The organism is Snodgrassella alvi wkB2 (assembly GCF_000600005.1).
In the GTDB taxonomy this organism is placed as follows: Bacteria; Pseudomonadota; Gammaproteobacteria; order Burkholderiales; family Neisseriaceae; genus Snodgrassella; species Snodgrassella alvi.
This window is the reverse complement of record NZ_CP007446.1, coordinates 1,193,090-1,217,067: the sequence shown is the minus strand read 5'-3', so window position 1 is coordinate 1,217,067 and position 23,978 is coordinate 1,193,090. Positions and strand designations below refer to the sequence as shown.

Genomic DNA, 23,978 nt, shown 5'->3' with positions numbered 1-23,978 from the left:
TCTTATATCTGACAAACAGTGCTGCATTTACGGATTGGATACAAATACAGAGTTCATTTTACCAATCATATCTAATGCATGACCAGAACCCCGTGCAACACATGTCAGCGGATCTTCTGCAATCATAACTGGCAAGCCGGTCTCCTCAGAAAGCAAACGATCCAAACCTTTAAGTAAAGCGCCACCTCCGGTTAATACCAAACCACGATCGGCAATATCCGCACCCAGCTCTGGGGGAGTCTGCTCCAAAGCATTTTTAACTGCCTGTACAATCTGATTAAGTGGTTCAGTCAGTGCTTCCAAAACTTCATTTGAACTGATTGTAAAAGCACGCGGAATACCTTCTGCCAGATTACGTCCTTTTACTTCAATTTCTTTTACTTCCATACCGGGGAAAGCAGAACCGATATTTTTCTTAATTTCTTCAGCAGTAGATTCACCAATCAGCATGCCATAATTGCGGCGCACATAGTTAATAATGGCATCATCAAATGCATCACCACCTACGCGGATTGAGTGAGAATAAACGACACCAGATAAAGAAATCACACCAACTTCTGTTGTTCCGCCGCCAATATCCACGACCATTGAGCCAGTTGGTTCTTCAATAGGCAAACCCGCACCAATTGCTGCTGCCATAGGCTCTTCAATTAGATTTACAATCGATGCGCCGGCTGCTAAAGCTGAATCACGAATAGCTTTACGTTCTACCTGAGTTGAACCGCATGGAACACAAATAACGATTCGGGGAGCAGTAAATCGGCTGTTGTTTACCTTTTTGATAAACTGCTTGAGCATTTTTTCAGTGACATTAAAGTCAGCAATCACACCATCTTTCATAGGTCGTATTGCCTGGATGCTTCCCGGCGTACGCCCCAGCATTTTCTTTGCAGCTGTTCCCACAGCTAGCATGCCGTTTTTAGCATTTATGGTGTCATTTTGCACGGCCACCACAGACGGCTCGTTTAAAACAATACCTTTGTTTTTAATAAAAATCAAAGTGTTAGCAGTACCAAGATCAATAGCCAGATCATTGGATAAATATTTGGAAAAAAAGCGAAACATGAGGATGTCCTAATGAACTTTTAAATTATAAGTATGGCAAAAGCAGTTTTGCGGCGCACTGTACTCAGCAAATCAGTACGCCAAAGAATAGGGTTTTCGGTTATAATTCTATATTATGTAACAACCGAATCAGAACGCGCAATGATACCGCAGTTTGCCCGTTTTGCTAAATCAAATTTAAGGATTTTTGATGGCTTTAACATTAAGTGATGTAGATAAGCTCGCACGCCTCTCTCGCTTGAGTCTTTCAGAAGCAGAGCGAAATAACATGCTGACAGAGCTGAACCATGTATTCGATCTGGTCGAAAAAATGCAGGAAGTCAATACTGACGGGATTGAACCGATGGCACACCCGCATGAACTGGCCTTGCGTTTACGCGACGATGCAGTTACTGAAAAAGACGAGCATCATGCAATCCAGTCATGCGCACCACTAGTAGACAGAGATTTATATCTTGTACCTAAGGTTATTGAATAACTCAACCCTTACCACAATGACTTGTTCATTCATATTTAAATTTATTGCAGGTAACTACAGACAATGTTGCCTGAAAGTTATATAACCACTATGCCAAAAAATTATACATTAAAACAGTGCAGTGACTTACTGCAATCAAAACAGGCTTCAGCTGTCGAATTGGCGCAGGAGTATCTGGCTGCAATTGAAAGTGAAAATACCAGTCTTAATGCCTATATCACACTGGATAAAGAACGCACTATTGCTGAAGCTAAGGCTGCTGATGCACGTTTGGCGCAGGGTTCAGCAAATGTATTAACCGGTGTACCCATAGCCTATAAAGATATATTCTGCCAACAGGGATGGCGCAGTGCCTGTTCCAGCAAAATGCTGGATACTTTTACTGCACCTTATACAGCAACAGTAGTTCAGAATTTGCTTGATGCAGGTATGGTAACCTTAGGCAGAACCAATATGGATGAATTTGCCATGGGTTCAACAACTGAGTCTTCCTACTATGGTATAACTCACAATCCGTGGCAGCTTAATCATGTTCCGGGTGGTTCCTCAGGTGGTTCAGCAGCAGCCGTGGCTGCGCGGCTAGCACCGGTTGCGCTGGGTTCAGATACTGGCGGTTCCATTCGTCAGCCTGCCTCACACTGTGGTATTACTGGTTTGAAACCCACCTATGGTGTAGTTAGCCGTTTCGGTATGGTTGCTTATGCTTCCAGTTTTGATCAGGCCGGACCAATGGCTCAAACAGCAGAAGATTGCGCCTTGTTAATGAATAGTATGGCGAGTTTTGATGAGCGGGACTCTACCAGTATAGAGCGTAATAAAGAGGACTATACCCGCGATTTAAATCAATCGTTACAAGGTTTAAAAGTAGGTCTGCCGCGCGAATTTTTTGGCGAAGGTCTGGACGTACAAGTACATGCATCAATTGATAGTGTTGTAGAAGTACTCAAAAAACTGGGTGCGGAAATTGTAGATATTACTTTACCACATACAGAACTATCCATTCCTGCCTATTATGTACTGGCTTCAGCTGAAGCCAGTACAAACCTATCACGCTACGACGGTGTTCGTTATGGACATCGTGCTGCTGAATTCGGTAATCTGGACGAAATGTACAGTAATACCCGCGCCGAAGGTTTCGGGTCTGAAGTAAAACGCCGCATTATGATAGGCACTTATGTTTTATCTCACGGTTACTATGATGCTTACTACCTGAAAGCACAAAAATTACGCAGAATGGTTGCAAACGATTTCCAGGCAGCATTAAAACAGTGCGATATTATTCTGGCTCCGGTTGCGCCTACTGCAGCACCATTATTAGAAAGCCATAATAGTGATCCTGTTGAAATGTATCTTTCAGATATTTACACCGTTTCTTTAAATCTTGCCGGTTTGCCGGGTATTTCTCTGCCGGCAGGATTTACCACAAGCGGATTACCCGTAGGCGCTCAGCTTATCGGTAATTATTTCGCAGAAAGCCGTCTGCTAGGTATTGCACACCAGATTCAGCAATATAGTGACTGGCATACCAGAACTCCATTTGTACAATAATTGCCAGTATACGAATTGAAAGAAGACAGAATGAATTGGGAAACAGTAATCGGTCTGGAAATCCACGTTCAGTTAAACACGCGTTCCAAAATTTTTAGTGGATCATCTACTGCATTTGGCGGAGCACCCAATGCTCAGGCCAATGTTGTGGATTGCGCACTGCCTGGTGCCTTACCAGTAATGAATCGTGATGTGGTAAACAAGGCCATTAAACTTGGATTGGCTTTAGGTGCGAATATTAACCGGAAAAATGTTTTTGACCGGAAAAACTACTTTTATCCGGACTTACCTAAAGGTTATCAGATTAGTCAGCTTGATTTGCCGATAGTTGAGCACGGAAAACTTGAAATCGTGGTTGGTAATGAAGTTAAAACCATTAATGTTACCAGAGCTCATATGGAAGAAGATGCCGGTAAATCCATCCATGATGAATTTGAACACTATACCGGAATCGATTTAAACCGGGCTGGTACTCCGTTACTGGAAGTCGTGTCAGAACCGGAAATGCGTTCAGCAGCAGATGCTGTTGCTTATGCTAAAACAATGCATAGCCTGGTAACCTGGTTAGGCATATGTGACGGTAATATGGCAGAAGGTTCTTTCCGTATTGATGCCAATGTTTCAGTACGTCCGAAAGGACAGACTGAATTTGGCACCCGTTGTGAAATTAAAAATCTGAACTCATTCCGCTTTCTGGAACAAGCCATTAATTATGAAGTGGAACGACAAATTGAATTAATTGAAGACGGCGGTAAAGTCATTCAGCAAACACGTTTGTTTGATCCGAACAAGGGTGAAACTCGCGCCATGCGCAGTAAAGAAGATGCTCATGATTACCGTTATTTTCCTGACCCTGATTTATTACCAGTGATCATTACTGATACCATGCTGGATGCAGCCAAAGCGGGCATGCCTGAACTGCCTAAAGAGATGGCCGGTCGCTTTATCGATCAATATGGTATTTCTGATTATGATGCAAGATTATTAACTAGCAATCATATACAGGCAAACTGGTTTGAGCAGGCTGCAAAACTTCATGGTCACGGTAAACTGGTTGCTAACTGGATGCTTGGAGAACTTGCAGCTGCTCTGAATAAAGCCGGAATAGATATTTCTGAAAGCCCGATTAGTGCTGAGCGTCTTGCCGGTTTAACAAATAGAATTGCGGATAATACCTTAAACAATAAACTGGCTAAACAGGTATTTGAAACCATGTGGAACAGTGATCTTACTGCTGATGCCATTATCGAACGTGATGGTTTGAAACAGATGACGGATACAGGTGCCATTGAGAAAATTATTGATGAAGTACTCGCTAATAATCAGAAATCTGTAGAAGAATTCAAATCCGGCAAGGAAAAAGCATTTAATGCTCTCGTAGGGCAGGTAATGAAGGCTTCTCGCGGTAAAGCCAACCCTCAGCAAGTTCAGTCTTTACTGCATAGCAAACTGGCATAAGCAAGATAAGGTTCAAACATGAAAAAATGGCTGCTATTGGCTACTCTGTTTGTATTAACAGGCTGCGGATTCCATCTGAAAGGAACTTCCGGATTCGACACACCCATGCCATACCATAATTGGAAGATTGAAGGCGGTAGTATGCAGCGGGCTCTGGAAATCGTATTGCGGCGGCAGCCTAATGTAATTGTGGATACTGAACATCCAGATGTAGTGGTAAAAGTCATTTCAGCGACACAGGATTCTTCTACATCAGCAGTAGATTTATCTGGCGGAGCCAGTGAATATCTGCTCACACTGAAAGTGAATGTACAAGCCTATCATAATGATCAGCCACTAGGCGATCCGATACAAGTCACAGTACACCGTTATATGGATTATTCTGATCATGAGGTACTGGCCAAAGAAGATGAACAACGTATGATTTGGCATGATATGCGTACCGATGCTGCAGAACAAATTGTACGTCGCCTGGCTTTTCTGCCTGTAACTACTAACGAATGAGTAATTTATCAGTCCAGCCTCTGTCTGCAGCATATCTGATTCACGGTGAAGAAGAATTATTGCGAATAGAGGCTTTAGATACTATCCGTTCAGTTGCACGCAGTCAGCAATATAATGAGCGCGAAGTTATCAATATAGAAACCGGATTCGACTGGGCATCACTTCTGTCCTCAGTTCATTCCGTTGGATTATTTGCTGATAAAAAATTACTGGAAATTCATATTCCCTCTGGTAAACCCGGCAAAGAAGGAGCCGCAGTATTACAACAATTGGCTGAACAATTGCCGGAAAATACTTGCCTGCTTTTAATACTTCCTAAACTTGAACGATTACAAACACAGAGTAAATGGTTTTCAAGCTGGGCAAAAAATGCTCAGATATTTGATGCAAAATCAATTAATCAAAATGCATTACCTCAGTGGATAAAAAATCGGCTGGCGGCTCAGAATCTGAATATCGATAATGATGCACTTGCCCTGTTTGCAGAGAAAGTAGAAGGCAATCTTTTAGCCGCAAAGCAGGAAATCGATAAACTGGCTCTAATTCATCCGGCCGGACATACCGTTACTCTGGATGACGCACAGACAGCAGTAGCCAACGTAGCACGCTTTGATATCTTTCAATTGTCAGCAGCATGGATGAGCGGAAACTCAGAACGCGTATTACGTTTACTGGAAGGTCTTGCATCGGAGGGAAATGAACCGGTACTATTATTATGGGTTATCAGTGAGGATATTCGTACTCTCATACGCTTACTTGCAGCATTAAAGCAAGGTAAATCAATCAGTGAAATGCGTCAGAGCCTGCGTTTATGGGGTGAAAAACAGACTTTAGCACCACAGGCTGCCAGACGTATCGGCATCAGACGTCTTCTTGAAGCTTTACAGGTATGTGCGTATATCGACCGACAAATTAAAGGTGCAGAAGAAGGTAATGCATGGGCAGAAATCAAACATCTTTTTCTGTCTCTGACCATCTGAACATTATTCTGGTAACTCACCGTTAAACTATTGATCCAATAATGATGAAAACAGTTGAAAAAAGCGTTTTAGTACTACATAGTGCCGAACACATATTTGATCTGGTCAACACAGTTGAAGATTATCCTAAGTTTTTACCCTGGTGTAATCGTACGGATATTCTCAAACGGGATGAACAATCTCTGGAAGCTGTATTGTACATGGACTATATGAAAATACGTCAGTCATTTGCTACCAGAAACATTAATCAAAGACCAAATAAAATCCAGATGAGTTTACTTAATGGTCCTTTTCGCAAACTGGAAGGCATCTGGCAATTTACTCCTATCGATGATCTGGGCTGTAAAATCGATTTTCGTCTGGAATATGAATTCTCCAATGCAGTACTTTCAGCACTAATAGGCCCAGTCTTTAACATTATCGCTACAACATTGGTTGATGCTTTTATTAAGGAAGCAGACAGACGCTATGATGACTGAAATTATTGTTGAAGCAGTATATGCCACCACTGATTATCAGCATCTCTGGCAGGGAAAAGTTCCGGCAGGAAGCAGTGCACGTCAGGTATTATTACAGTCAGATTTACCAGAAAAATTTCCACAAACTGATTTCTATGCAGCACCCATTGGTATATTCGGTAAAAAAGTTAATGATGATTATATATTATCCAATTGGGATCGAATTGAAGTTTACCGACCGTTACTGATTGATCCGAAAGAAAACCGGCGACGGCGTGCAAAGCAAAAAGAATAGTTTTCCAGTTAACTTTTAAACAGTTTGTAATTCCCGAGGAATATACATGTCTCATATCAGGCTAATAGTTGGCTTGGGCAATCCGGGCACAGAATATGAACATACACGGCATAATATAGGTTTTGATTTCGTTGATGAACTTGCTAGGTTATGGAAAATCAGCTTAAAAGAAGAAAAAAAATTTTTTGGACAAGTAGCAAAAGTTAACTTACCCGAAAATGAAATCTGGCTGCTTAAACCTTCCACATACATGAACAAATCAGGCACATCCGTGCAATCTATAGCCAAATTCTTCAAAATATCACCTGAGGAAATACTGGTAATTCATGATGAGCTAGATATTCCTTGCGGCCAGATCAGGTTTAAAAAAGGTGGAGGAAATGGCGGTCATAACGGACTAAAAGATATACAGGCCTGGCTGGGCACCGCAGATTTTTACCGGCTACGACTAGGAATTGGTCATCCGGGTGATCGTAATCTTGTTGTCCATTATGTATTGCATAAACCATTGGCTGAAGAAAAAGTTTTGATAGACGAAGCTTTACACAAATCTCTAAATGCTATACCCCTGCTGTTAAAAGGAGAATTCGGCAGGGCGCAGCAACAATTACACAGCAAGTAAAATTTGAAAGATCATGTTATGAAATATCGTGACTTGCGGGAATTCATTGCTGTTCTTGAGCAGCAGCAATTATTAAAGCGGATTCAAACATCAGTTTCTCCACATTTGGAAATAACAGAAATTGCTGATCGTGTATTACAAAAGCAGGGACCGGCATTATTATTTGAAAATACTATAAATCAGACAGGAACAACATACCAGTTTCCTGTTCTGGCTAATCTTTTTGGTACTCCGGAACGTGTTGCCATGGGAATGGGGGCAGACGATACCAGTCAATTACGTGAAATAGGTAAAACACTGGCTTACCTGAAAGAGCCGGATCCTCCTAAAGGATTCAAAGATGCTTTTTCCAAATTACCTTTACTCAAAGATTTATGGAGCATGGCTCCGCATATCGTCAAAAAAGCACCTTGTCAGGAAATTATTCTAGAAGGAGATAAAGTAGATTTAACACAATTGCCAATTCAAAAATGCTGGCCGGAAGATGCGGCTCCGCTAATTACCTGGGGCTTAACAGTTACACGCGGGCCAGAAAAAAAACGACAGAATCTAGGCATTTACCGACAGCAACTACTGAAAAAAAACAAACTAATCATGCGCTGGCTTGCTCATCGTGGCGGTGCTCTGGATTTTCAGGCTTTTAAACAAAAATATCCAAACAAACCTTATCCTGTATCAGTCATACTGGGTTGTGATCCTGCTACCATCCTCGGAGCAGTCACCCCGGTACCAGACAGTCTCAGTGAATATCAGTTTGCCGGTTTATTAAGAGGATCGCGTACTGAGCTGGTTAAATGTATCGGAAATGATTTGCATGTTCCTGCCCGGGCAGAAATCATTCTTGAAGGAGTTATTTATCCGAACGAGACTGCACTGGAAGGTCCTTATGGAGACCATACCGGTTATTATAATGAACAGGATGATTTCCCGGTATTTACCGTAGAACGCATTACCATGCGCGAAAATGCCATTTATCACAGCACTTATACCGGTAAACCGCCTGATGAACCGGCAATTCTGGGAGTCGCACTGAATGAAGTGTTTATCCCATTATTACAAAAACAATTTCCAGAAATTATTGATTTCTATCTGCCTCCGGAAGGTTGTTCATATCGCATGGCCGTTGTCAGCATAAAGAAACAATATGCCGGACATGCCAAAAGAGTAATGATGGGTTGCTGGAGCTACCTGCGTCAGTTTATGTATACTAAATATATTATTGTAGTAGATAATGACATTAATATAAGAGACTGGAAAGAGGTTATCTGGGCAATTACCACACGTATGGATCCGGTGCGGGATACAACACTAATCGATCATACACCGATTGATTATCTGGATTTTGCCAGTCCGATTAGCGGACTTGGCGGGAAAATGGGGCTGGATGCAACCAATAAATGGCCCGGAGAGACAAACCGTGAATGGGGTAAAGTAATACACAAGGATCCGGCAACCATAGCTAAAGTTGACGCCATATGGCAAGATTTAGGTTTATAGCTATTTTCAGTCACTATGGATTTTACAGATTGAAGTTTAACAATATATACGGCATAAACATGGGAAGTAAATATATAAATCGTATCTGTACATGGTGCCTGAAACTGGGTCTGATCTCTATTCTGGCGGCCTGCCAAAACCTGCCTTCACAACAGGGGCGTAGTATTGAAACACATATTACTGCCGACACCCCATCTTCTCTTGCCTATGCTAATGCTTCACTCGTGTCTGAACATAAAGGTTTATCCGGTCTTTATCCGCTTGATGACGGACATGAAGCATTCGCCGCACGGATAGCTCTGGTTCGTGCCGCAGAACACAGTCTGGATGTACAGTACTATATCTGGCGTAACGATACGTCCGGTCAGTTACTTTTTCATGAATTAGTTTTAGCTGCTCAGCGCGGTGTACATGTTCGCTTACTGCTTGATGACAATAATACTGTCGGCCTTGATAATATATTAAAAGCACTTAATCAAGAACCCAACATCGAAATCAGATTATTTAACCCTTTTATGCACCGGCACTGGCGCGCTTTAAGCTACATGACAGATTTTGCCCGCCTGAACCGGCGTATGCATAATAAATCTATCACAGCTGATAATCAGGCCACTATTCTAGGCGGACGGAATATTGGTGATGAATATTTTGATATGGGTAAAGGCACACTTTTTGTAGATTTAGATATTCTCGCCATAGGACCTATTGTTAATCAGGTTTCAAACAATTTTGACCGCTACTGGAACAGCGCTTCGTCATATCCCTTAAACGGTATAGTTCACCCCCGCCATATTAAATTACAGGCAAGTATGCCTATATTTAAACATCGCAGTTTCAATCATCTACGTGCCAATAGTTATGATAATGCCTATAATCGTGACAATTTTGCCAACCGATTATTAGACGGATCACTGGATTATCAATGGGCACACCTGATATTGGTAAGTGACAATCCTGATAAAGCTCTGCCCAAAAACAGGAGAAAAGTAGAAGCCACCCAGTCTGATAATAATCTTTTAATTGAACCAGATACAGAACAACCACCAGTAATTAAATATCAAAAAGCCAGTTTAACTCTGAACGCACTTGCTGCATCTGTTGTTGAACCACAAAAAGATTTACTGGTTATCACTCCGTATTTTGTACCCACACAGACGGGTCTTGAATATCTGCAAAAATTACGAGAAGAGGGTGTGAAGATACGTATTCTCACCAACTCCTTAGCAGCAACCGATGTGGCAGCAGTACATTCTGGTTATTCTCACTATAGAACACCGCTGTTAAAAGAAGGAGTAGAAATTTATGAACTCAAAAATCAGGGCTTTTTAAAAGGACCTCGTGACCGTGCATTTACAGGTAATTCCGAATCAAGCTTGCATGCTAAAACTTTTACCATTGACGGACAACAACTATATATCGGTTCATTAAACTTTGATCCACGTTCGGCACGACTCAATACAGAAATGGGGGTCGTAATACAGTCTCCGGAAATGGCACAATTTATGAATCAAGCGATTAATGAAGCATTGCCATATGTTACTTATCAGGTAAAACTAACACCACAAGGCAAGCTGGAATGGACAGAAACCAACGACAAAAATCAAACAAAGGTTTATCATCATGAACCGGATACCACTTTTTGGCAGCGTGTCTGGGTAAAAATGCTCTCCTTACTCCCACTGGAGAGCTTACTTTAACCAGTTTTAGCCATCTCTCATTTATTCATAACTTGATATTTCTTTTAAGAGGTATTGCCAATGCTTTTGTTTATAGATAATTATGATAGCTTTACCTTTAACATAGTGCAATACCTTGGCGAACTGGGCGAAAACGTAATTGTTAAACATAATGATGAAATTACACTGCAAGATATTAGCAGACTGGCCCCGGATAAAATTGTCATCGGTCCGGGTCCATGCACACCCAGAGAAGCTGGTATTTCTGTAGACACAATTAAACATTTTGCGCTCACAATACCGATACTGGGTATTTGTCTGGGACATCAGAGTATAGCTTATGCTTTTGGCGGAAATATAATACGTGCCAAAAAAGTTATGCATGGTAAAATTTCACCTGTTTACCATCACAATAACTCCCTCTTCAATAACCTGCCTAATCCGGTAAATTGTACCCGATACCATAGTCTGGTTATAGAAAAAGAAACTTTACCCGATTGTCTCGAAATAACCGCATGGACTGATGACAACGAAATTATGGGTATCAGACATAAAACTCTGCCTGTCGAAGGTGTTCAGTTTCATCCTGAAGGATTGCTTACCGAAAATGGTTATGCAATGTTGCACAATTTTCTGCAACAGCATAACTAATAAAGTAAAATTTTTAAAAATAGTTATATTTTAGAAAGAATTATCATGATAACGCCGCAACAGGCACTTAATCGTTTACTGGACAACAATGAATTATTCTATGATGAAATGACAGATTTAATGCGCCAGATAATGAACGGAGAAGTGGCGCCTGAAGTCATAGCTGCTATTTTAATCGGATTACGTATTAAAGTAGAAAGCGTATCGGAAATCGCGGCTGCGGCAACCGTTATGCGCGAATTCTCAACTAAGGTACCTGTACAGCAGCGTGAACATCTAGTCGATATCGTTGGGACGGGTGGAGACAACGCACATACATTCAACATATCTACAACCAGCATGTTTGTAGTTGCAGCAGCAGGAGCAAAAGTAGCCAAACATGGAGGACGTTCCGTATCTTCTTCAAGTGGCTCTGCTGACATCATTGAAGCCATGGGTGCTGCACTGGAATTAGCTCCTGAACAAGTAGGAGAGTGTATCGATCAGCTTGGTGTCGGATTTATGTATGCGCCAAATCATCATAACAGCATGCGTTATGTAGCTCCCGTACGTCGGGCATTAGGCGTACGTACAGTCTTTAATATACTAGGACCATTAACCAATCCGGCAACAGCATCCAACCAGGTTTTAGGGGTATTCCATATTGATCTGGTCGGGATTTTATCTCGTGTGCTGAAACAGCTTGGCAGCAAACATGTTTTAGTTGTTCATGGAAGTGACGGACTGGATGAAATTACACTTACCGGCACAACCCGCATAGCTGAATTAAAAAATGGCACTATCATGGAATACGATATCCATCCGGCTCAGTTTGACATGCCGGTAATTGAAGACTTAAAACCTTTAAAAGTGGCCAATAGTGAAGAATCGCTGCATATCATGAATAGCGTATTAAACGGAGAAAAAGGACCTTGCCGTGATATAGTCGTGCTCAATGCAGCTGCTGCAATCTATGCGGCAGACATAACTTCTTCATTAGAAGAGGGTGTTGATTTAGCCATTACCGCCATAGATTCTGGTAAGGCAAAAGCGAAACAAATAGAATTTATCCAAAAAACACAACAATTGGCTAACCTGTCAAATAGCTAACATTAAATAAACCCGGCTTATAAGCTAAATAAAATTAGTATGCATTATTTTAGCAATGAATCGTTTACAATAATGGCTATAATCTGTCACTAAACACACTATATTATTATGCTAGACATTCAATTACTCCGTCAGGATATTAACAGTATTGCGGAAAAATTACAGACTCGTGGCTTTAATCTGGATACCGAAACTTTCACCAGACTGGAACAACAGCGTAAACAATTACAAATACGCACAGAAGAATTGCAGTCTAAACGCAATAATCTGTCTAAGCAGATTGGTGCACTAAAAGGTCAGGGCAAACATGATGAAGCTAACCAGACAATGGCTGAAGTTGCCCAAATTAAGACAGAACTGGAAAAGGTTGATCAAGACTACCAAACCATACAAAATCAAATTAATAATTTGATCCTGACAATTCCGAATCTACCACATAGTGACGTTCCTGTGGGCAAAGATGAGAATGACAACATCGAAATCCGCCGATTCGGTACGCCAAGACAATTTAATTTTGCAATTAAGGATCATGTTGATTTAGGTGAACAGCTAGGCTTAGATTTCAAAACCGGCTCTGAACTATCCGGAGCAAGATTCTCATTAATGCGGGGTCCGATAGCTCGCCTGCATCGTGCACTGGCACAATTTATGCTTGATACCCATACTCAGCAGCATGGTTATACAGAACATTACACCCCTTATATTGTTAATCCTGAAATTCTGTTAGGTACCGGTCAATTACCTAAGTTTGCTGAAGATATGTATAAAGTAAGCTGCGGAGGCGAAGAAAATACACAGGAACAATATCTGATATCAACCGCAGAAATTACCCTGACTAATACCGTGCGTGAACGTATTCTGAGCAAGGATGAATTACCTAAAAAACTCACCGCACACTCACCATGTTTCCGTTCTGAGGCCGGTTCTTACGGTAAAGATACACGCGGACTGATTCGGCAGCATCAGTTTGACAAAGTAGAAATGGTGCAGATTCAGCGACCGGAAAATTCTTATGCTGCTCTGGAAGAAATGGTTGGCCACGCTGAAAAGATTCTTCAGCTTTTGGAATTACCATATCGGGTAATTGTCCTCTGCACAGGTGATATGGGATTTAGTGCCGCTAAAACCTATGATTTAGAGGTATGGGTACCTGCGCAAAACACTTATCGGGAAATTTCCAGCTGCTCAAATTGCGAAGATTTCCAGGCACGGCGTATGCAAGCAAGATTTAAAGATAATGATGGCAAAAATCAGCTGGTGCATACATTAAATGGTTCAGGTCTGGCAGTTGGCAGAGCTTTGGTAGCATTACTGGAAAATCACCAGAATGAGGATGGAAGCATTAATATTCCAGAGGCTTTACAGCCTTATCTGGGTGGATTAAGCGTATTACGCGCATAAATATCAACGAGTTATTGAATCTCAATTTATCAAAATTTTACTAAGGGCAGTATTTGTACACCACCGTATTAAATATTGCCCTTCAGTGTAAAGACGCGTATAATCAGCAATCCTATCGGGTCGTTAGCTCAGTTGGTAGAGCAGTGGACTCTTAATCCATTTGTCCAGGGTTCGATCCCCTGACGACCCACCACAAATTAACCTATTATATTCAATAGATTCTATGGCTGTTTAGGTGTTAATAAATAGTCCATTGAGTTTCGATTTTTGTCGTTTTTTTGTAATGCAATTTGCATGATGATGTCAATCTTAGCTGCGTGTGCGTGTAAATGATCATTGTCCAGATGAGCGTACTTCTGCACCTTTTCCAGTGATTGCAATCTTACCATTGCTTTTAGCTCAATAACGAGACTTTATTCTGCATGAGCTAGCTTGCCTATTTATGCCTTAAATCAAACCTTTTGGTTAACAAAGTTCAATTACATAGTTTTGAATGCAAAAGCAGCCTCAATCTTTCCATAAATATGTATAGATTTCAGCTTTGCAGGTGAAATGGTTTCTTGGGCATAATTTTTGTTATCACTTATTATTTTTAAATCTCCGCAAATCGTTGCTTGTATACGCTTAACAAGCAGGCTCTTCGGTGTAGCAATCAGATATACACCATCGCCACGATGACATTTAATTGCAACATTTACAAATAACAAATCCCCATTAGAAAAAGTTGGATACATAGAATCATCTGTAGCAGTAATTATAAAAGTATTTTTATAATCATTACCTATGTTTTTCCTGACCCATTCTTCTGAAATTTCAACCAATCTTATTTCGTTTTCAGAGTCTGCAAATAAGTCAATCTGCTTGAATTGAATATATCCGTTTCGTGCTTGATTCTCATAAATCTTTTCATCATTGCGTCCTGATTCAAGGGCTGCAATTGCCGACTGGGGGTTATAATATTATTTTTGATAGAAATCATCGTAAAACTAAAACCCGGTTACCAGAAACAAATAAAAATTTGCTATAAATAAATCTTTAATTTATGTTATAACCTTTATATATTAACAGTCTGCATTAAAGGGTTAGGGTATGGATAAATCTTCTGTAACTGAAGAATTGGAAGCATTATTTGATTTGCTTGAAAAAGGAGCGATTACTAAAGAAGAGTATGAAGCTCAAAAAGCTTTACTCTTATCAAATCAAGAGCAACAGCCTATAAATACAAATACATCCTTCCCAGAATCTGTAGAATCTCAGGATGAATCAATCCCAGTATTTATAGAACAGCCTGCTCAAATTCAAAATCAGCAATCTCACAGTAACAGTGTCAAGATTATTTTAATTATCATGATTGGAATAATTATACTTGTAGCAATGTTTTTTATTTTCTTCAGCAATAGAGCAAATACCCCCCCTGTTAATGACCAGAGTACTCTTTCAGCCAGTATGGCCAGTAGTGTTATCACAGTGAATGCCCAGCAACCCAGTGATACAACCTCGGAAGCAGACACAGATGAAACAGGTTTGAATCTTAATAAAAAAACGCCAGAAGAACTCAATAAACTATTGATTAAATTTCAGCAAGAGCGTACTAATGCAGTAGCTAATTTACGCTCTGTATGGGCTGGTCTTGATCCTGATTTCAAAGCAACAGTGCAGCAAGAACAGAAAGATTGGGATAGCACTGCATTAGCAGCTAATTGTTCTTTATCAGGTTACAGCACACCATTAGCACAACAAGTGGCTAAACAGTATTGCGAAACCATGATGCTAAATAGCCGGGCACAAAGTTTACTGGATGAACAAGCTTCCTCTCTGGCTGATATTAAACAGGAAAAAACTGCTCAAATGGATAAAATGGCAACTGACGCATTAAAAAGAGTAAACATAACCTGGTCAACGATTCCGGAAGATATACAACAGAACCTGAATCAGACATTTGAACAGTGGTCTGATGAGGTAAACCAATATTGCCTTTCCAGACCAACAGCCCAGAATCTTACTGAAACTCAAATAAATTATGATAATTGTGTCATTAAAAAGTCTGAAAGCAAAATCAAAGAACTAAATGGCTATAAAATCTAGTTTTAATCCAAAAGGCAAACTTAATCATAGTTTGCCTTTTAGTAAATACTTTTGAATACTAGTAGCTAAGAATTGTTTTTTACCCGGTAAAATTTAAATAAAATATGGGCAAACAAAAAACCATTGTTTACAATACGCCTACTTAAACTTTAAAGCAGGACATTTAATTATGGCAGATTTTAATCAGATTCTGGATGCCGGTAATGTAGACGGCGGTATTATTAATGTAGTAGTTGAAATTCCGGCCGGATCAAACCATAAAATAGAATGGGACAGAAAACTGGCTACCATGAAACTCGATCGCGTTGAACCTGTGATTTTTGCTAAACCAACCAACTATGGGTTCATACCGCAAACACTGGATGAAGATGGTGATGAATTGGATGCATTAATCATTACCGATCAGCCATTGACTACTGGTATTTATCTGGAAGCCAGAATTATTGGTGTTATGAAATTTGTTGATGATGGTGAAGTGGACGACAAAATTGTTGTTGTACCGGCCGACGATCGCAATAATGGTAATGCAATTCAAACACTGGCCGACTTACCGGCGCAATTAATAAAACAAATTGAATTTCATTTCAACCACTATAAAGATTTAAAAAAAGCCGGCACAACTCAAGTTACACACTGGGGCGATATAGAAGAAGCAAAAAGTGTTATTCGTGAATCTCAGCAACGCTGGAATCAAAAATAATTTAAACATACAATAATTTATGTAACTATAATATGTTAGATTGCTGCGACATTTGAAGTTTGGTATATTCAGATATCGCAGCAAATTTTCAAACTCAAAAACTTAAATTCTTTGAAGGGGATTACTGTGGGTAAACTGCGACAAGTTAACAGACACCAAAATGTAAATGGAACACGGCAAGGCGTACGTCCGCTTTTCAAAGATGCCATAAAATACTCTAGTGAAATTTATAACCCAAACTGGGATATAGAAACACTACTAAAAATGGTAGCTGAAAAGATTGGTGGTATGGTTGCTGCGAATATTAATTCTGGGGACTTCAAAAATACTTGTGCTATTCGTATGAGTTATATTTTGAATAGAGGTGGTCTAAAAATAAAGTATGAACAAGATCAAACAGTATCTGGTTTTATTAATGAGAAAAAGTTCTGGTTTTATTATCGAGTGAAAGATTTAATTAATTTTTTAACAAATGAATGGGGTAAACCTGATATAAAAATAGATCGTCCTACTGAAAAAGATGTAGAAGGAAAAAAAGGCATAATTATATTTGAGACTGATTTTTCAGATGCTACTGGTCATGCTACCTTAATTAAAGGAGCACAATTAATTGATGGAACGCGTACGGCAGCATCATGTTACGATCATTGTTATTTTTGTTCTCAAGGATACAATACTTCTAAAGCACATTTTTGGGAGTTATCATGAGTAAACTTAAATTAATAATTTTATTTAGTTACTCTTTATTATTATCGCCCTTAATATGTATTGCATCAGAACTTCATTTAAATGCCATGTCACCTGAAGCATATAAACGTACAAACTTACAAAATTTTAAAGATATAGTTTTAGGACGTTGTATAGCTAAGGCATATCGTGGTGACAAATCAGCGTCAAGCGATGCCGGTAGTAGTGCGAGTGCATTAATTGATTGGGCATACTTCGATTTAAACGAAACTAAGGCTGTGCACAATTTAATAGATAAGTATCTCTCACGTGATTATTTTAATCCATATGCTGAATTTGACAAAGAAGTAAAATATGATTATTTAAAGTGTCTTGATCTTTATCATAGTAAGGATTTGAAGAGATTAGCAAAAGAAATAGTTTATGATCCAAATGAAACTTACAAAAGTTCAAGTCGTAATTATTATAGGGACTTAAATAGAAAGAAATAAAAATTAAATAAAGATATTAGATATTTAAATCTTTATCCTAGTAAAGAGTTCGATAAACTTGGCAGAAAAGTCGTTCCGTATCTGCAAAGAAAAGCAAGTCAAGGATATTAAATTCGATCTATTAGACTATTCAAATAAAAAACAAAAATATCTGATTTAAATAAAGGGATTAAAATGGTAAAGGCAAGATTAAAAATTTTGTATAGCTGTTGTTTATTATTTTCAACTTTAATATGTGGTGCATCAGATATACCAAGGCATACTTTTAAACCTGATTATCCAGGAGCTCCAAAACGTACTTTTATACAGAACTATAAGGATATGGTCTTTGCTTCTTGTTTAACTAAAGCATATAACGATAATAAAGATATAGTAAAAGATATCGGAAGCAGTGAGGGTGCATTACAGCAATGGGTTTCTTACGATATAAATGAAAGCGTAGATGAAGAGTTTAAAATAGTTAATTCTTATCTATCACGTAATTATTTTAATCCAATAGTGGAGGCACAAATAAAAGGTGTAAAATTTGATTTCCTTAAATGTCTTGATCTTTATCATAGTAAAGAGCTTGATAAACTTGCCAGAAAAGTCGTTCCATATCCCCAAAGAAAAGCAAGTCAAGGATATTAAATTTGATATATTAGACAATATTGAGTTTAATATATTAGGGCAGTCAAGTTGTTATTAATATTTATTGCTAGCTGAATGCAATAATAAAATTTAACATAATATATATTATGCGAAATTTAATCTGTTAAAGCTTCGTTCAATAATACTTGGCTAATTCAATCATAGTTTTAAATTACTGATGATATTTTTTATCGTAAAATACAAATTAATTGAGGCTTTATATCTAACATCTGTTTCTTGCTTCTAATAATGAACGTGTAAGTAAGAACTGATATTTCTGGAATAATTATGCAAAAAAAACTATTACTGGTAGACGGTTCATCTTATTTATATCGGGCATTTCATGCTCTTGCGCCATTAACCAGTCCAACAGGTATGCCAACAGGCGCTTTATATGGCGTACTAAATATGTTACGGCGTTTGCGCTTAGATACACCACATAATTATGCTTGTTGTATATTTGATGCTAAAGGCGAAAATTTTCGCCATCAGCTTTATCCTGAATATAAAGCTAATCGTCCGCCGATGCCAGAAGAACTTAGACCACAAGCTGAAGCGTTACCAGAATTAGTGAAATTAATGGGCTGGCCGGTCTTATCTGTCAAAGGTGTTGAGGCAGATGATGTAATTGGTACCTTAGCTCATTCAGCAGAACAAGCCGGTTATCAGGTTATTATTTCTACTGGTGATAAAGACATGGCTCAGCTGGTTAACAGCCAAATTACGCTTGTCAATACCATGAACAATGAAAAGCTTGATATAGAAGGTGTAATTAATAAATTTGGCGTAAAACCGCACCAGATAATAGACTATCTTAGTCTGATTGGTGATAAAGTCGATAATGTACCCGGTGTGGAAAAATGTGGTCCTAAAACAGCGGTTAAATGGCTGCAGGAATATGGTTCATTACAAAATATTATTGAACATGCTAATGAAATTAAAGGTAAAGTTGGTGAAAATCTCAGAATTGCATCATCAAAATTGCCCCTGTCCTATCAATTAATTACTATTAAAACTGATGTAGATTTACATCATGAGCTACCGCATGGAATTGAAGATTTACAGCGAAAAACTCCGAAATGGGCAGAATTAATTTCACAATTCAAGCAACTTGGTTTCAAAAGCTGGTTAAAAGAAGCACAAAATCATTGTCACGAGAATACGAATGAAACTTCTCAGCCTGCTAATGATCTGTTTAGTGATATTGAAACCGATGATGATAGTACTGATACTAAAATTATAGAAAATACAGCAGAAACTGAACAAATCAGAAATATATCCAAAAACTATTCAGCTATTACCACAATTGAACAATTAAATAAATTACAACAACAATTAGACAACGCTAAAGTTATTGCTCTGGATACAGAAACAGATAGCCTGGATGCGATGAATGCGCATCTTGTCGGTATCAGTATTGCTCTAGAGCCAGGAATAGCATTTTATATACCTGTCGGACACAGCCCGGCAGTAATTAGTGAGCAATTACCTATTGAAACTGTGCTTGCTACCCTGAAACCTTATCTGGAAGCAGATATACCCGAAAAAATTGGTCAAAATATTAAATATGATCAACATGTTCTGGCTAACTATAAGATTAATTTACAGGGAATTACCGGTGACTCAATGCTGGCTTCTTATATAATTGAAAGCCATTTAGGCCATGGTCTTGATGAATTGGCACTTCGTCATCTGAACTGGCAAACTATTCATTATGAAGATTTATGTGGCAAAGGAGCAAAACAAATCAGTTTTGCTGATGTCGCGCTTGAAGATGCCGTTAATTACGCAGCAGAAGATGCGGATGTTTGTTTTCGCCTTGAAATTTTACTAAGAAAACAGATGGATACAGCGCAACTTGAGTTGTATCGTAATCTCGAAATCCCTGTAGAGAACATACTTTATAACATGGAGCGCACCGGAGTGCTAATAGATCGTCAGGAACTGGCTCAGCAAAGCCATGAGCTTGGTACTGAATTGGTTCGACTCGAAGAACAGGCATATCAACTGGCAGGACAGCCTTTTAATTTAAACTCACCCAAACAGCTTCAGTCTATTCTATTTGAAAAAATGGGAATCCCTACTTCCGGCCTGAAAAAAACTTCATCCGGAGGTACTTCTACCAATGAAACCGTGCTGGAAAAGCTTGCAGTAGATTATCCCCTACCCAAGCTTATTTTACAAACACGTAGTCTGGCTAAATTAAAATCCACTTATACTGATAAATTACCGCAACTAATTAATCCGAATACCGGTCGTGTACATACTACCTATGCTCAGGCTGTCGCTATTACAGGTCGTCTGGCCAGTAATAATCCAAATTTACAGAATATTCCGGTACGTACTGAAGAAGGACGGCGTATTCGTAAAAGTTTTATTGCCCCCCCCGACCAGTTAATTGTTTCTGCGGATTACTCACAGATTGAGCTAAGGATTATGGCTCATCTTTCTAATGATTCTACCTTAATTGATGCCTTTCAGCATGATGAGGACATTCATAAGCGTACCGCAGCAGAAATTTTTTCGACAAATCAGGAACAAATAACTGCAGAACAACGTCGTTATGCTAAAACCATTAACTTTGGTTTAATCTATGGTATGAGCGAATATGGTCTGGCCAAATCATTAGGAATTGAATTGCAGGCTGCGCAACACTTTATATCACGTTACTTTAACAGATATCCGGGTGTACACGAATATATGGAAAAAACTAAAGAACAAGCATTACAGCATGGGTATGTAGAAACCTTATTCGGGCGTCGTCTTTATCTGCCTGGTTTAAAAAGTACAAATGCTAACGAACGCGCCGGAGCATTCAGAGCTGCGATAAATGCACCGATGCAAGGGACGGCATCTGATTTAATTAAACGAGCCATGATTGCTGTATATAAATGGCTTAATCAGGAAAAAATGCAAACCAGATTGATTATGCAGGTACATGATGAGCTTGTATTACAGGTACCTGAATATGAGTTGTCATCTGTACAAACACATTTGCCTCAATTAATGGCAAATGTGGCTAAATTAAAAGTTCCATTAATTGCTGATGTCGGATATGGGCATAATTGGGATGAAGCTCATTAATGGAATACTCTATTTGAAATATCAGGATTAATAATAAAAGGTAGTCTGAAATTTATCAGGCTACCTTTTTAAAAATTAACAATAAAAACTTTATTTTTATGACAGAATATATCAAAATAGTAACATATTAATTAAATGCTAAATAACTAATTTATTTTATTTCAGCTAATTGTGCACGCATAACAGAAATCTGTTTAAAATAATCGTTATGACCAAAAATTGCAGAACCTGCAACAAATGTGTCAGCTCCTGCTGCTGCTATCTGAGCAATATTATCAATTTTGATTCCACCGTCTACTTCTAATCGGATAAATCTTTTACTTTCATAGGCATATTCATCAATTATTGCCCTAACCTTACGAATTTTTTTCAGTGTGGATGGAATAAAATTCTGTCCACCAAAACCTGGATTAACCGACATCAGTAATATGACATCTACTTTATCTAATACTTCTTCCAATAAGCTTATTGGAGAAGCCGGATTTAATACCACCCCTGCCTGACATCCAGCTGTCTTTATTAGATTTAAGCTTCTATCTACATGCTTACTTGCTTCGGGATGAAAAGTAATAATATCCGCACCGGCTTTTGCAAAAGCATTAATCATTTCATCAACTGGTTCTACCATTAAATGTACATCAATGGGAACAGAAGCATATGGTTTTATTGCCTGACAAACCATAGGACCAAACGTAAGATTTGGCACATAATGATTATCCATAACATCAAAGTGAATCCAGTCTGCTCCACTGTTAATTACGGAAGTAATTTCATTGCCCAAACAGGCAAGATCTGCTGATAAAATACTAGGAGCAATATAAAAATCCGGTTTCGTTAACTTATTCATATTAAAACATTATCTATAATAAATTATATTATTTACGCAAGTTTACTACCATTATATGTGTTTGACTGCTATTGAAGTATACTCATAATAACTGATAGAAATCAAAGGGAGAACAAAATGATATTTTCATACTGGCAAAAAATGACCCGCTATTGTGCCGGTTTTATCTTATTAACATTTACTTTTTCTACTTTTGCCTCGGGTCAGATTAATTGTGACTTACGCAAGCTTGAATTAACTCAAATGCAAAAAACAAGGCTTAGGCTTATCAGAATGCAGTACAAACGAAATCAGGACACTAATTTGCAGCATACCGCAAACAATAAACGTAAAAGTGAGCAATTAACACAGATTCTGATGAAACCAAAATTTGATGAAACTGAAGCAAAACGCTATGTGTTGAACTATTATATGCCTCGTATACAACAAGATATAGATGAATTAAAAGTACAATATGAGTTTTTGCAAGTTTTAAATCAGCAGCAAAGACAAAACTGGATTAATAATTGTTTGCGTTAAAACTATAAAATTAGTACTTGATAGATAACTATTTGAATTAAATATTATTTTGAATAAATCAATTATATGAATTCAGATTTAACTTAATAGTGTTTCATAAAATAAAATATATTAATACGATATAAAAATGCTTATTGCCTGCTACACAAAGAATTTTGAGATGGATCTGTAATACTTTTTACAGATTTTGTATTACAAATGTAAGTACTAGAGTCATTACTCATCCAAACTGATTTTTTTAAATGGACACCATTTTTGGGTTCTGCATATAAACGAAATTTTGTGCAATCATCAGTTGTACTACATGTAACTCCAATTTCATATTTTTTGTCTACATTACCATTTTTGGTCAATTGATTCTTAATTGATGAATCGAGATCATCTTTTAGTAAATTTCTATTAAATAGTTTTAGTTTTGTTTGTGCTATATCCTGATTGATATTGGCTAGTGTAGTAGTAGCATCTGTTAAATCTGCTTTCTCAATATAGCTACTATAAACCGGTATAGCTAAGGCAGTCAAAATCCCCATAATTGCAATTACCACCATTAGCTCAATCAAAGAGAAACCATTTTGATATTTTTTCATGCATTTATCCAGATATAAATCTTTATATTAATAATCATATAAAGCAGCTTGAATAGTTTCTTCAATAATACTTGAAGTTGAAGCATTTTGTCCCCAGCCTTTTGCAGTAATTCGGAATATATAATACCCTACTCCTGCTTTAGTATCAGGCCCTAAATATTCAATTACATAACGGTACTTGGCCTTTTTATCTGGATTATCTGGATATTTAAATGATGGATCACTATTTTTTATATCTGTAAATACTCCAGACCGTTTCCAAACTTCCTTTAAATCAGTACAGGATTCAACTTTAGCTATTTTGCTGTTTACTTTTGCCGGATCTATTCCTTTTGCTGCACATAATCCTGCTTTGCAATCACAGTTAAATTGCTGTGCTGTCTTTAAACCAGGCCACTCACTAATTTTCTTTTCAGCATCAGCCAGACCAAGCTGTGCGTTTTGAAATGCAAGCTGATGATCGCTATCATTAGCGCTGGTTCGCGTATCCATCGATGTACTTTGCATAGTTACTACTACAAGAAAAGCAATAACTATCATCATAATCAGCACTAAAAATAATGCAAAACCAGACTGACTGGATTGTAAGGTTTTATTTTTAATTTTCATGTCTGCAACGATTTCCA

25 protein-coding genes and 1 tRNA gene are annotated in these 23,978 nt (G+C 38.4%); 21 read left to right on the top strand and 5 right to left on the bottom strand.

The window, feature by feature from the left end:
- Positions 1 to 27: 27 nt before the first annotated feature.
- Positions 28 to 1,065, bottom strand: a complete 1,038-nt coding sequence (locus SALWKB2_RS05605; RefSeq protein ID WP_025330699.1) for a rod shape-determining protein — start codon at positions 1,063 to 1,065, stop codon at positions 28 to 30.
- A 190-nt stretch (positions 1,066 to 1,255) separates the two neighbouring features.
- Between SALWKB2_RS05605 and gatC the strand changes: the two genes are divergently transcribed.
- From gatC to SALWKB2_RS05535, 14 genes are all read left to right on the top strand, one after another.
- Positions 1,256 to 1,543 carry an Asp-tRNA(Asn)/Glu-tRNA(Gln) amidotransferase subunit GatC gene (gatC, locus tag SALWKB2_RS05600; protein WP_025330698.1) on the top strand — a complete coding sequence of 96 codons (288 nt, stop codon included), beginning with the start codon at positions 1,256 to 1,258 and terminating at the stop codon, positions 1,541 to 1,543.
- A 63-nt stretch (positions 1,544 to 1,606) separates the two neighbouring features.
- On the top strand, positions 1,607 to 3,091 hold the full coding sequence (gene gatA / locus SALWKB2_RS05595) for an Asp-tRNA(Asn)/Glu-tRNA(Gln) amidotransferase subunit GatA (RefSeq protein WP_232335891.1): 1,485 nt from the start codon (positions 1,607 to 1,609) through the stop codon (positions 3,089 to 3,091).
- Positions 3,092 to 3,106: 15 nt separating this feature from the next.
- Positions 3,107 to 4,549, top strand: a complete 1,443-nt coding sequence (gatB, locus tag SALWKB2_RS05590) for an Asp-tRNA(Asn)/Glu-tRNA(Gln) amidotransferase subunit GatB (protein ID WP_269146749.1) — start codon at positions 3,107 to 3,109, stop codon at positions 4,547 to 4,549.
- Between the two features lie 18 nt (positions 4,550 to 4,567).
- Positions 4,568 to 5,053: an LPS-assembly lipoprotein LptE gene (locus tag SALWKB2_RS05585; RefSeq protein ID WP_025330695.1), complete on the top strand. Its 486-nt coding sequence runs from the start codon at positions 4,568 to 4,570 to the stop codon at positions 5,051 to 5,053.
- The gene (holA, locus tag SALWKB2_RS05580; protein WP_025330694.1) at positions 5,050 to 6,033 is read left to right on the top strand and encodes a DNA polymerase III subunit delta; all 984 of its coding nucleotides are present in this window, start codon (positions 5,050 to 5,052) and stop codon (positions 6,031 to 6,033) included. The genes SALWKB2_RS05585 and holA overlap by 4 nt, the downstream gene beginning before the upstream one ends.
- Before the next feature lie 44 nt (positions 6,034 to 6,077).
- On the top strand, positions 6,078 to 6,512 hold the full coding sequence (locus SALWKB2_RS05575; protein WP_025330693.1) for a type II toxin-antitoxin system RatA family toxin: 435 nt from the start codon (positions 6,078 to 6,080) through the stop codon (positions 6,510 to 6,512).
- Positions 6,502 to 6,786, top strand: coding sequence for an RnfH family protein (locus SALWKB2_RS05570; protein WP_306181055.1), 285 nt, complete (start codon positions 6,502 to 6,504; stop codon positions 6,784 to 6,786). Before SALWKB2_RS05575 ends, SALWKB2_RS05570 begins: the two co-directional genes overlap by 11 nt.
- Before the next feature lie 46 nt (positions 6,787 to 6,832).
- Entirely contained in the window at positions 6,833 to 7,408 is a 576-nt protein-coding gene (gene pth / locus SALWKB2_RS05565; protein WP_025330691.1) for an aminoacyl-tRNA hydrolase, read from the top strand.
- 18 nt (positions 7,409 to 7,426) lie between these two features.
- Positions 7,427 to 8,905, top strand: a complete 1,479-nt coding sequence (gene ubiD, locus SALWKB2_RS05560) for a 4-hydroxy-3-polyprenylbenzoate decarboxylase (RefSeq protein ID WP_025330690.1) — start codon at positions 7,427 to 7,429, stop codon at positions 8,903 to 8,905.
- A gap of 59 nt (positions 8,906 to 8,964) precedes the next feature.
- The gene (locus SALWKB2_RS05555; protein ID WP_025330689.1) at positions 8,965 to 10,602 is read left to right on the top strand and encodes a phospholipase D family protein; all 1,638 of its coding nucleotides are present in this window, start codon (positions 8,965 to 8,967) and stop codon (positions 10,600 to 10,602) included.
- A 60-nt stretch (positions 10,603 to 10,662) separates the two neighbouring features.
- A complete protein-coding gene (locus SALWKB2_RS05550) occupies positions 10,663 to 11,232 on the top strand; it encodes an anthranilate synthase component II (RefSeq protein WP_025330688.1) in 570 nt (189 codons plus the stop codon).
- Between the two features lie 45 nt (positions 11,233 to 11,277).
- Positions 11,278 to 12,321 carry an anthranilate phosphoribosyltransferase gene (gene trpD, locus SALWKB2_RS05545; RefSeq protein ID WP_025330687.1) on the top strand — a complete coding sequence of 348 codons (1,044 nt, stop codon included), beginning with the start codon at positions 11,278 to 11,280 and terminating at the stop codon, positions 12,319 to 12,321.
- A 108-nt stretch (positions 12,322 to 12,429) separates the two neighbouring features.
- Positions 12,430 to 13,722 carry a serine--tRNA ligase gene (gene serS, locus SALWKB2_RS05540; RefSeq protein ID WP_025330686.1) on the top strand — a complete coding sequence of 431 codons (1,293 nt, stop codon included), beginning with the start codon at positions 12,430 to 12,432 and terminating at the stop codon, positions 13,720 to 13,722.
- Positions 13,723 to 13,839: 117 nt separating this feature from the next.
- Positions 13,840 to 13,915 (top strand) — tRNA-Lys (locus SALWKB2_RS05535).
- 286 nt (positions 13,916 to 14,201) lie between these two features.
- Here the strand turns inward: SALWKB2_RS05535 and SALWKB2_RS05530 are convergent.
- Entirely contained in the window at positions 14,202 to 14,543 is a 342-nt protein-coding gene (locus tag SALWKB2_RS05530; protein WP_025330685.1) for a S24 family peptidase, read from the bottom strand.
- Positions 14,544 to 14,811: 268 nt separating this feature from the next.
- Here SALWKB2_RS05530 and SALWKB2_RS05525 point away from each other — a divergent pair, with 268 nt between their 5' ends.
- The 6 genes from SALWKB2_RS05525 to polA all read left to right on the top strand — a co-directional run bounded on the left by SALWKB2_RS05525 (position 14,812) and on the right by polA (position 21,399).
- Positions 14,812 to 15,807 (top strand): SHOCT domain-containing protein, encoded by a 996-nt coding sequence (locus tag SALWKB2_RS05525; RefSeq protein WP_025330684.1) that lies wholly within the window; start codon positions 14,812 to 14,814, stop codon positions 15,805 to 15,807.
- A gap of 169 nt (positions 15,808 to 15,976) precedes the next feature.
- On the top strand, positions 15,977 to 16,507 hold the full coding sequence (locus tag SALWKB2_RS05520; RefSeq protein ID WP_025330683.1) for an inorganic diphosphatase: 531 nt from the start codon (positions 15,977 to 15,979) through the stop codon (positions 16,505 to 16,507).
- A gap of 126 nt (positions 16,508 to 16,633) precedes the next feature.
- Positions 16,634 to 17,215, top strand: coding sequence for a type VI secretion system amidase effector protein Tae4 (locus SALWKB2_RS05515; protein WP_051506447.1), 582 nt, complete (start codon positions 16,634 to 16,636; stop codon positions 17,213 to 17,215).
- Positions 17,212 to 17,685, top strand: a complete 474-nt coding sequence (locus tag SALWKB2_RS05510; protein WP_025330681.1) for a T6SS amidase immunity protein Tai4 family protein — start codon at positions 17,212 to 17,214, stop codon at positions 17,683 to 17,685. The genes SALWKB2_RS05515 and SALWKB2_RS05510 overlap by 4 nt, the downstream gene beginning before the upstream one ends.
- 174 nt (positions 17,686 to 17,859) lie before the next feature.
- Entirely contained in the window at positions 17,860 to 18,315 is a 456-nt protein-coding gene (locus tag SALWKB2_RS05505) for a type VI secretion system amidase immunity protein Tai4 (RefSeq protein ID WP_025330680.1), read from the top strand.
- A gap of 288 nt (positions 18,316 to 18,603) precedes the next feature.
- Entirely contained in the window at positions 18,604 to 21,399 is a 2,796-nt protein-coding gene (gene polA / locus SALWKB2_RS05500; protein ID WP_038648846.1) for a DNA polymerase I, read from the top strand.
- Between the two features lie 151 nt (positions 21,400 to 21,550).
- On the opposite strand, the gene rpe is transcribed toward polA, so the two are convergent.
- The gene (gene rpe / locus SALWKB2_RS05495; protein WP_025330678.1) at positions 21,551 to 22,246 is read right to left on the bottom strand and encodes a ribulose-phosphate 3-epimerase; all 696 of its coding nucleotides are present in this window, start codon (positions 22,244 to 22,246) and stop codon (positions 21,551 to 21,553) included.
- Positions 22,247 to 22,363: 117 nt separating this feature from the next.
- Here rpe and SALWKB2_RS05490 point away from each other — a divergent pair, with 117 nt between their 5' ends.
- On the top strand, positions 22,364 to 22,765 hold the full coding sequence (locus SALWKB2_RS05490) for a Spy/CpxP family protein refolding chaperone (protein ID WP_025330677.1): 402 nt from the start codon (positions 22,364 to 22,366) through the stop codon (positions 22,763 to 22,765).
- A 131-nt stretch (positions 22,766 to 22,896) separates the two neighbouring features.
- Here the strand turns inward: SALWKB2_RS05490 and SALWKB2_RS11660 are convergent, their stop codons facing one another.
- A complete protein-coding gene (locus SALWKB2_RS11660) occupies positions 22,897 to 23,352 on the bottom strand; it encodes a type IV pilin protein (RefSeq protein ID WP_025330676.1) in 456 nt (151 codons plus the stop codon).
- Positions 23,353 to 23,379: 27 nt separating this feature from the next.
- Positions 23,380 to 23,961 (bottom strand): pilus assembly PilX family protein, encoded by a 582-nt coding sequence (locus tag SALWKB2_RS05480; RefSeq protein ID WP_025330675.1) that lies wholly within the window; start codon positions 23,959 to 23,961, stop codon positions 23,380 to 23,382.
- Positions 23,962 to 23,978 lie beyond the last annotated feature (17 nt).

What these genes read in the sequence shown, in the direction of transcription:
- SALWKB2_RS05585 (WP_025330695.1), top strand. Translation starts at nt 4,568, where the DNA reads ATGAAAAAATGGCTGCTATTGGCTACTCTGTTTGTATTAACAGGCTGC.
- SALWKB2_RS11660 (WP_025330676.1), bottom strand. Translation starts at nt 23,352, where the DNA reads ATGAAAAAATATCAAAATGGTTTCTCTTTGATTGAGCTAATGGTGGTA.
- SALWKB2_RS05550 (WP_025330688.1), top strand. Translation starts at nt 10,663, where the DNA reads ATGCTTTTGTTTATAGATAATTATGATAGCTTTACCTTTAACATAGTG.
- SALWKB2_RS05525 (WP_025330684.1), top strand. Translation starts at nt 14,812, where the DNA reads ATGGATAAATCTTCTGTAACTGAAGAATTGGAAGCATTATTTGATTTG.
- gatA (WP_232335891.1), top strand. Translation starts at nt 1,607, where the DNA reads ATGTTGCCTGAAAGTTATATAACCACTATGCCAAAAAATTATACATTA.
- pth (WP_025330691.1), top strand. Translation starts at nt 6,833, where the DNA reads ATGTCTCATATCAGGCTAATAGTTGGCTTGGGCAATCCGGGCACAGAA.
- rpe (WP_025330678.1), bottom strand. Translation starts at nt 22,246, where the DNA reads ATGAATAAGTTAACGAAACCGGATTTTTATATTGCTCCTAGTATTTTA.
- SALWKB2_RS05480 (WP_025330675.1), bottom strand. Translation starts at nt 23,961, where the DNA reads ATGAAAATTAAAAATAAAACCTTACAATCCAGTCAGTCTGGTTTTGCA.
- gatC (WP_025330698.1), top strand. Translation starts at nt 1,256, where the DNA reads ATGGCTTTAACATTAAGTGATGTAGATAAGCTCGCACGCCTCTCTCGC.
- SALWKB2_RS05555 (WP_025330689.1), top strand. Translation starts at nt 8,965, where the DNA reads ATGGGAAGTAAATATATAAATCGTATCTGTACATGGTGCCTGAAACTG.
- SALWKB2_RS05575 (WP_025330693.1), top strand. Translation starts at nt 6,078, where the DNA reads ATGAAAACAGTTGAAAAAAGCGTTTTAGTACTACATAGTGCCGAACAC.
- SALWKB2_RS05505 (WP_025330680.1), top strand. Translation starts at nt 17,860, where the DNA reads ATGGTAAAGGCAAGATTAAAAATTTTGTATAGCTGTTGTTTATTATTT.
- SALWKB2_RS05490 (WP_025330677.1), top strand. Translation starts at nt 22,364, where the DNA reads ATGATATTTTCATACTGGCAAAAAATGACCCGCTATTGTGCCGGTTTT.
- polA (WP_038648846.1), top strand. Translation starts at nt 18,604, where the DNA reads ATGCAAAAAAAACTATTACTGGTAGACGGTTCATCTTATTTATATCGG.
- SALWKB2_RS05520 (WP_025330683.1), top strand. Translation starts at nt 15,977, where the DNA reads ATGGCAGATTTTAATCAGATTCTGGATGCCGGTAATGTAGACGGCGGT.
- trpD (WP_025330687.1), top strand. Translation starts at nt 11,278, where the DNA reads ATGATAACGCCGCAACAGGCACTTAATCGTTTACTGGACAACAATGAA.
- ubiD (WP_025330690.1), top strand. Translation starts at nt 7,427, where the DNA reads ATGAAATATCGTGACTTGCGGGAATTCATTGCTGTTCTTGAGCAGCAG.
- holA (WP_025330694.1), top strand. Translation starts at nt 5,050, where the DNA reads ATGAGTAATTTATCAGTCCAGCCTCTGTCTGCAGCATATCTGATTCAC.
- SALWKB2_RS05570 (WP_306181055.1), top strand. Translation starts at nt 6,502, where the DNA reads ATGATGACTGAAATTATTGTTGAAGCAGTATATGCCACCACTGATTAT.
- serS (WP_025330686.1), top strand. Translation starts at nt 12,430, where the DNA reads ATGCTAGACATTCAATTACTCCGTCAGGATATTAACAGTATTGCGGAA.
- SALWKB2_RS05510 (WP_025330681.1), top strand. Translation starts at nt 17,212, where the DNA reads ATGAGTAAACTTAAATTAATAATTTTATTTAGTTACTCTTTATTATTA.
- SALWKB2_RS05605 (WP_025330699.1), bottom strand. Translation starts at nt 1,065, where the DNA reads ATGTTTCGCTTTTTTTCCAAATATTTATCCAATGATCTGGCTATTGAT.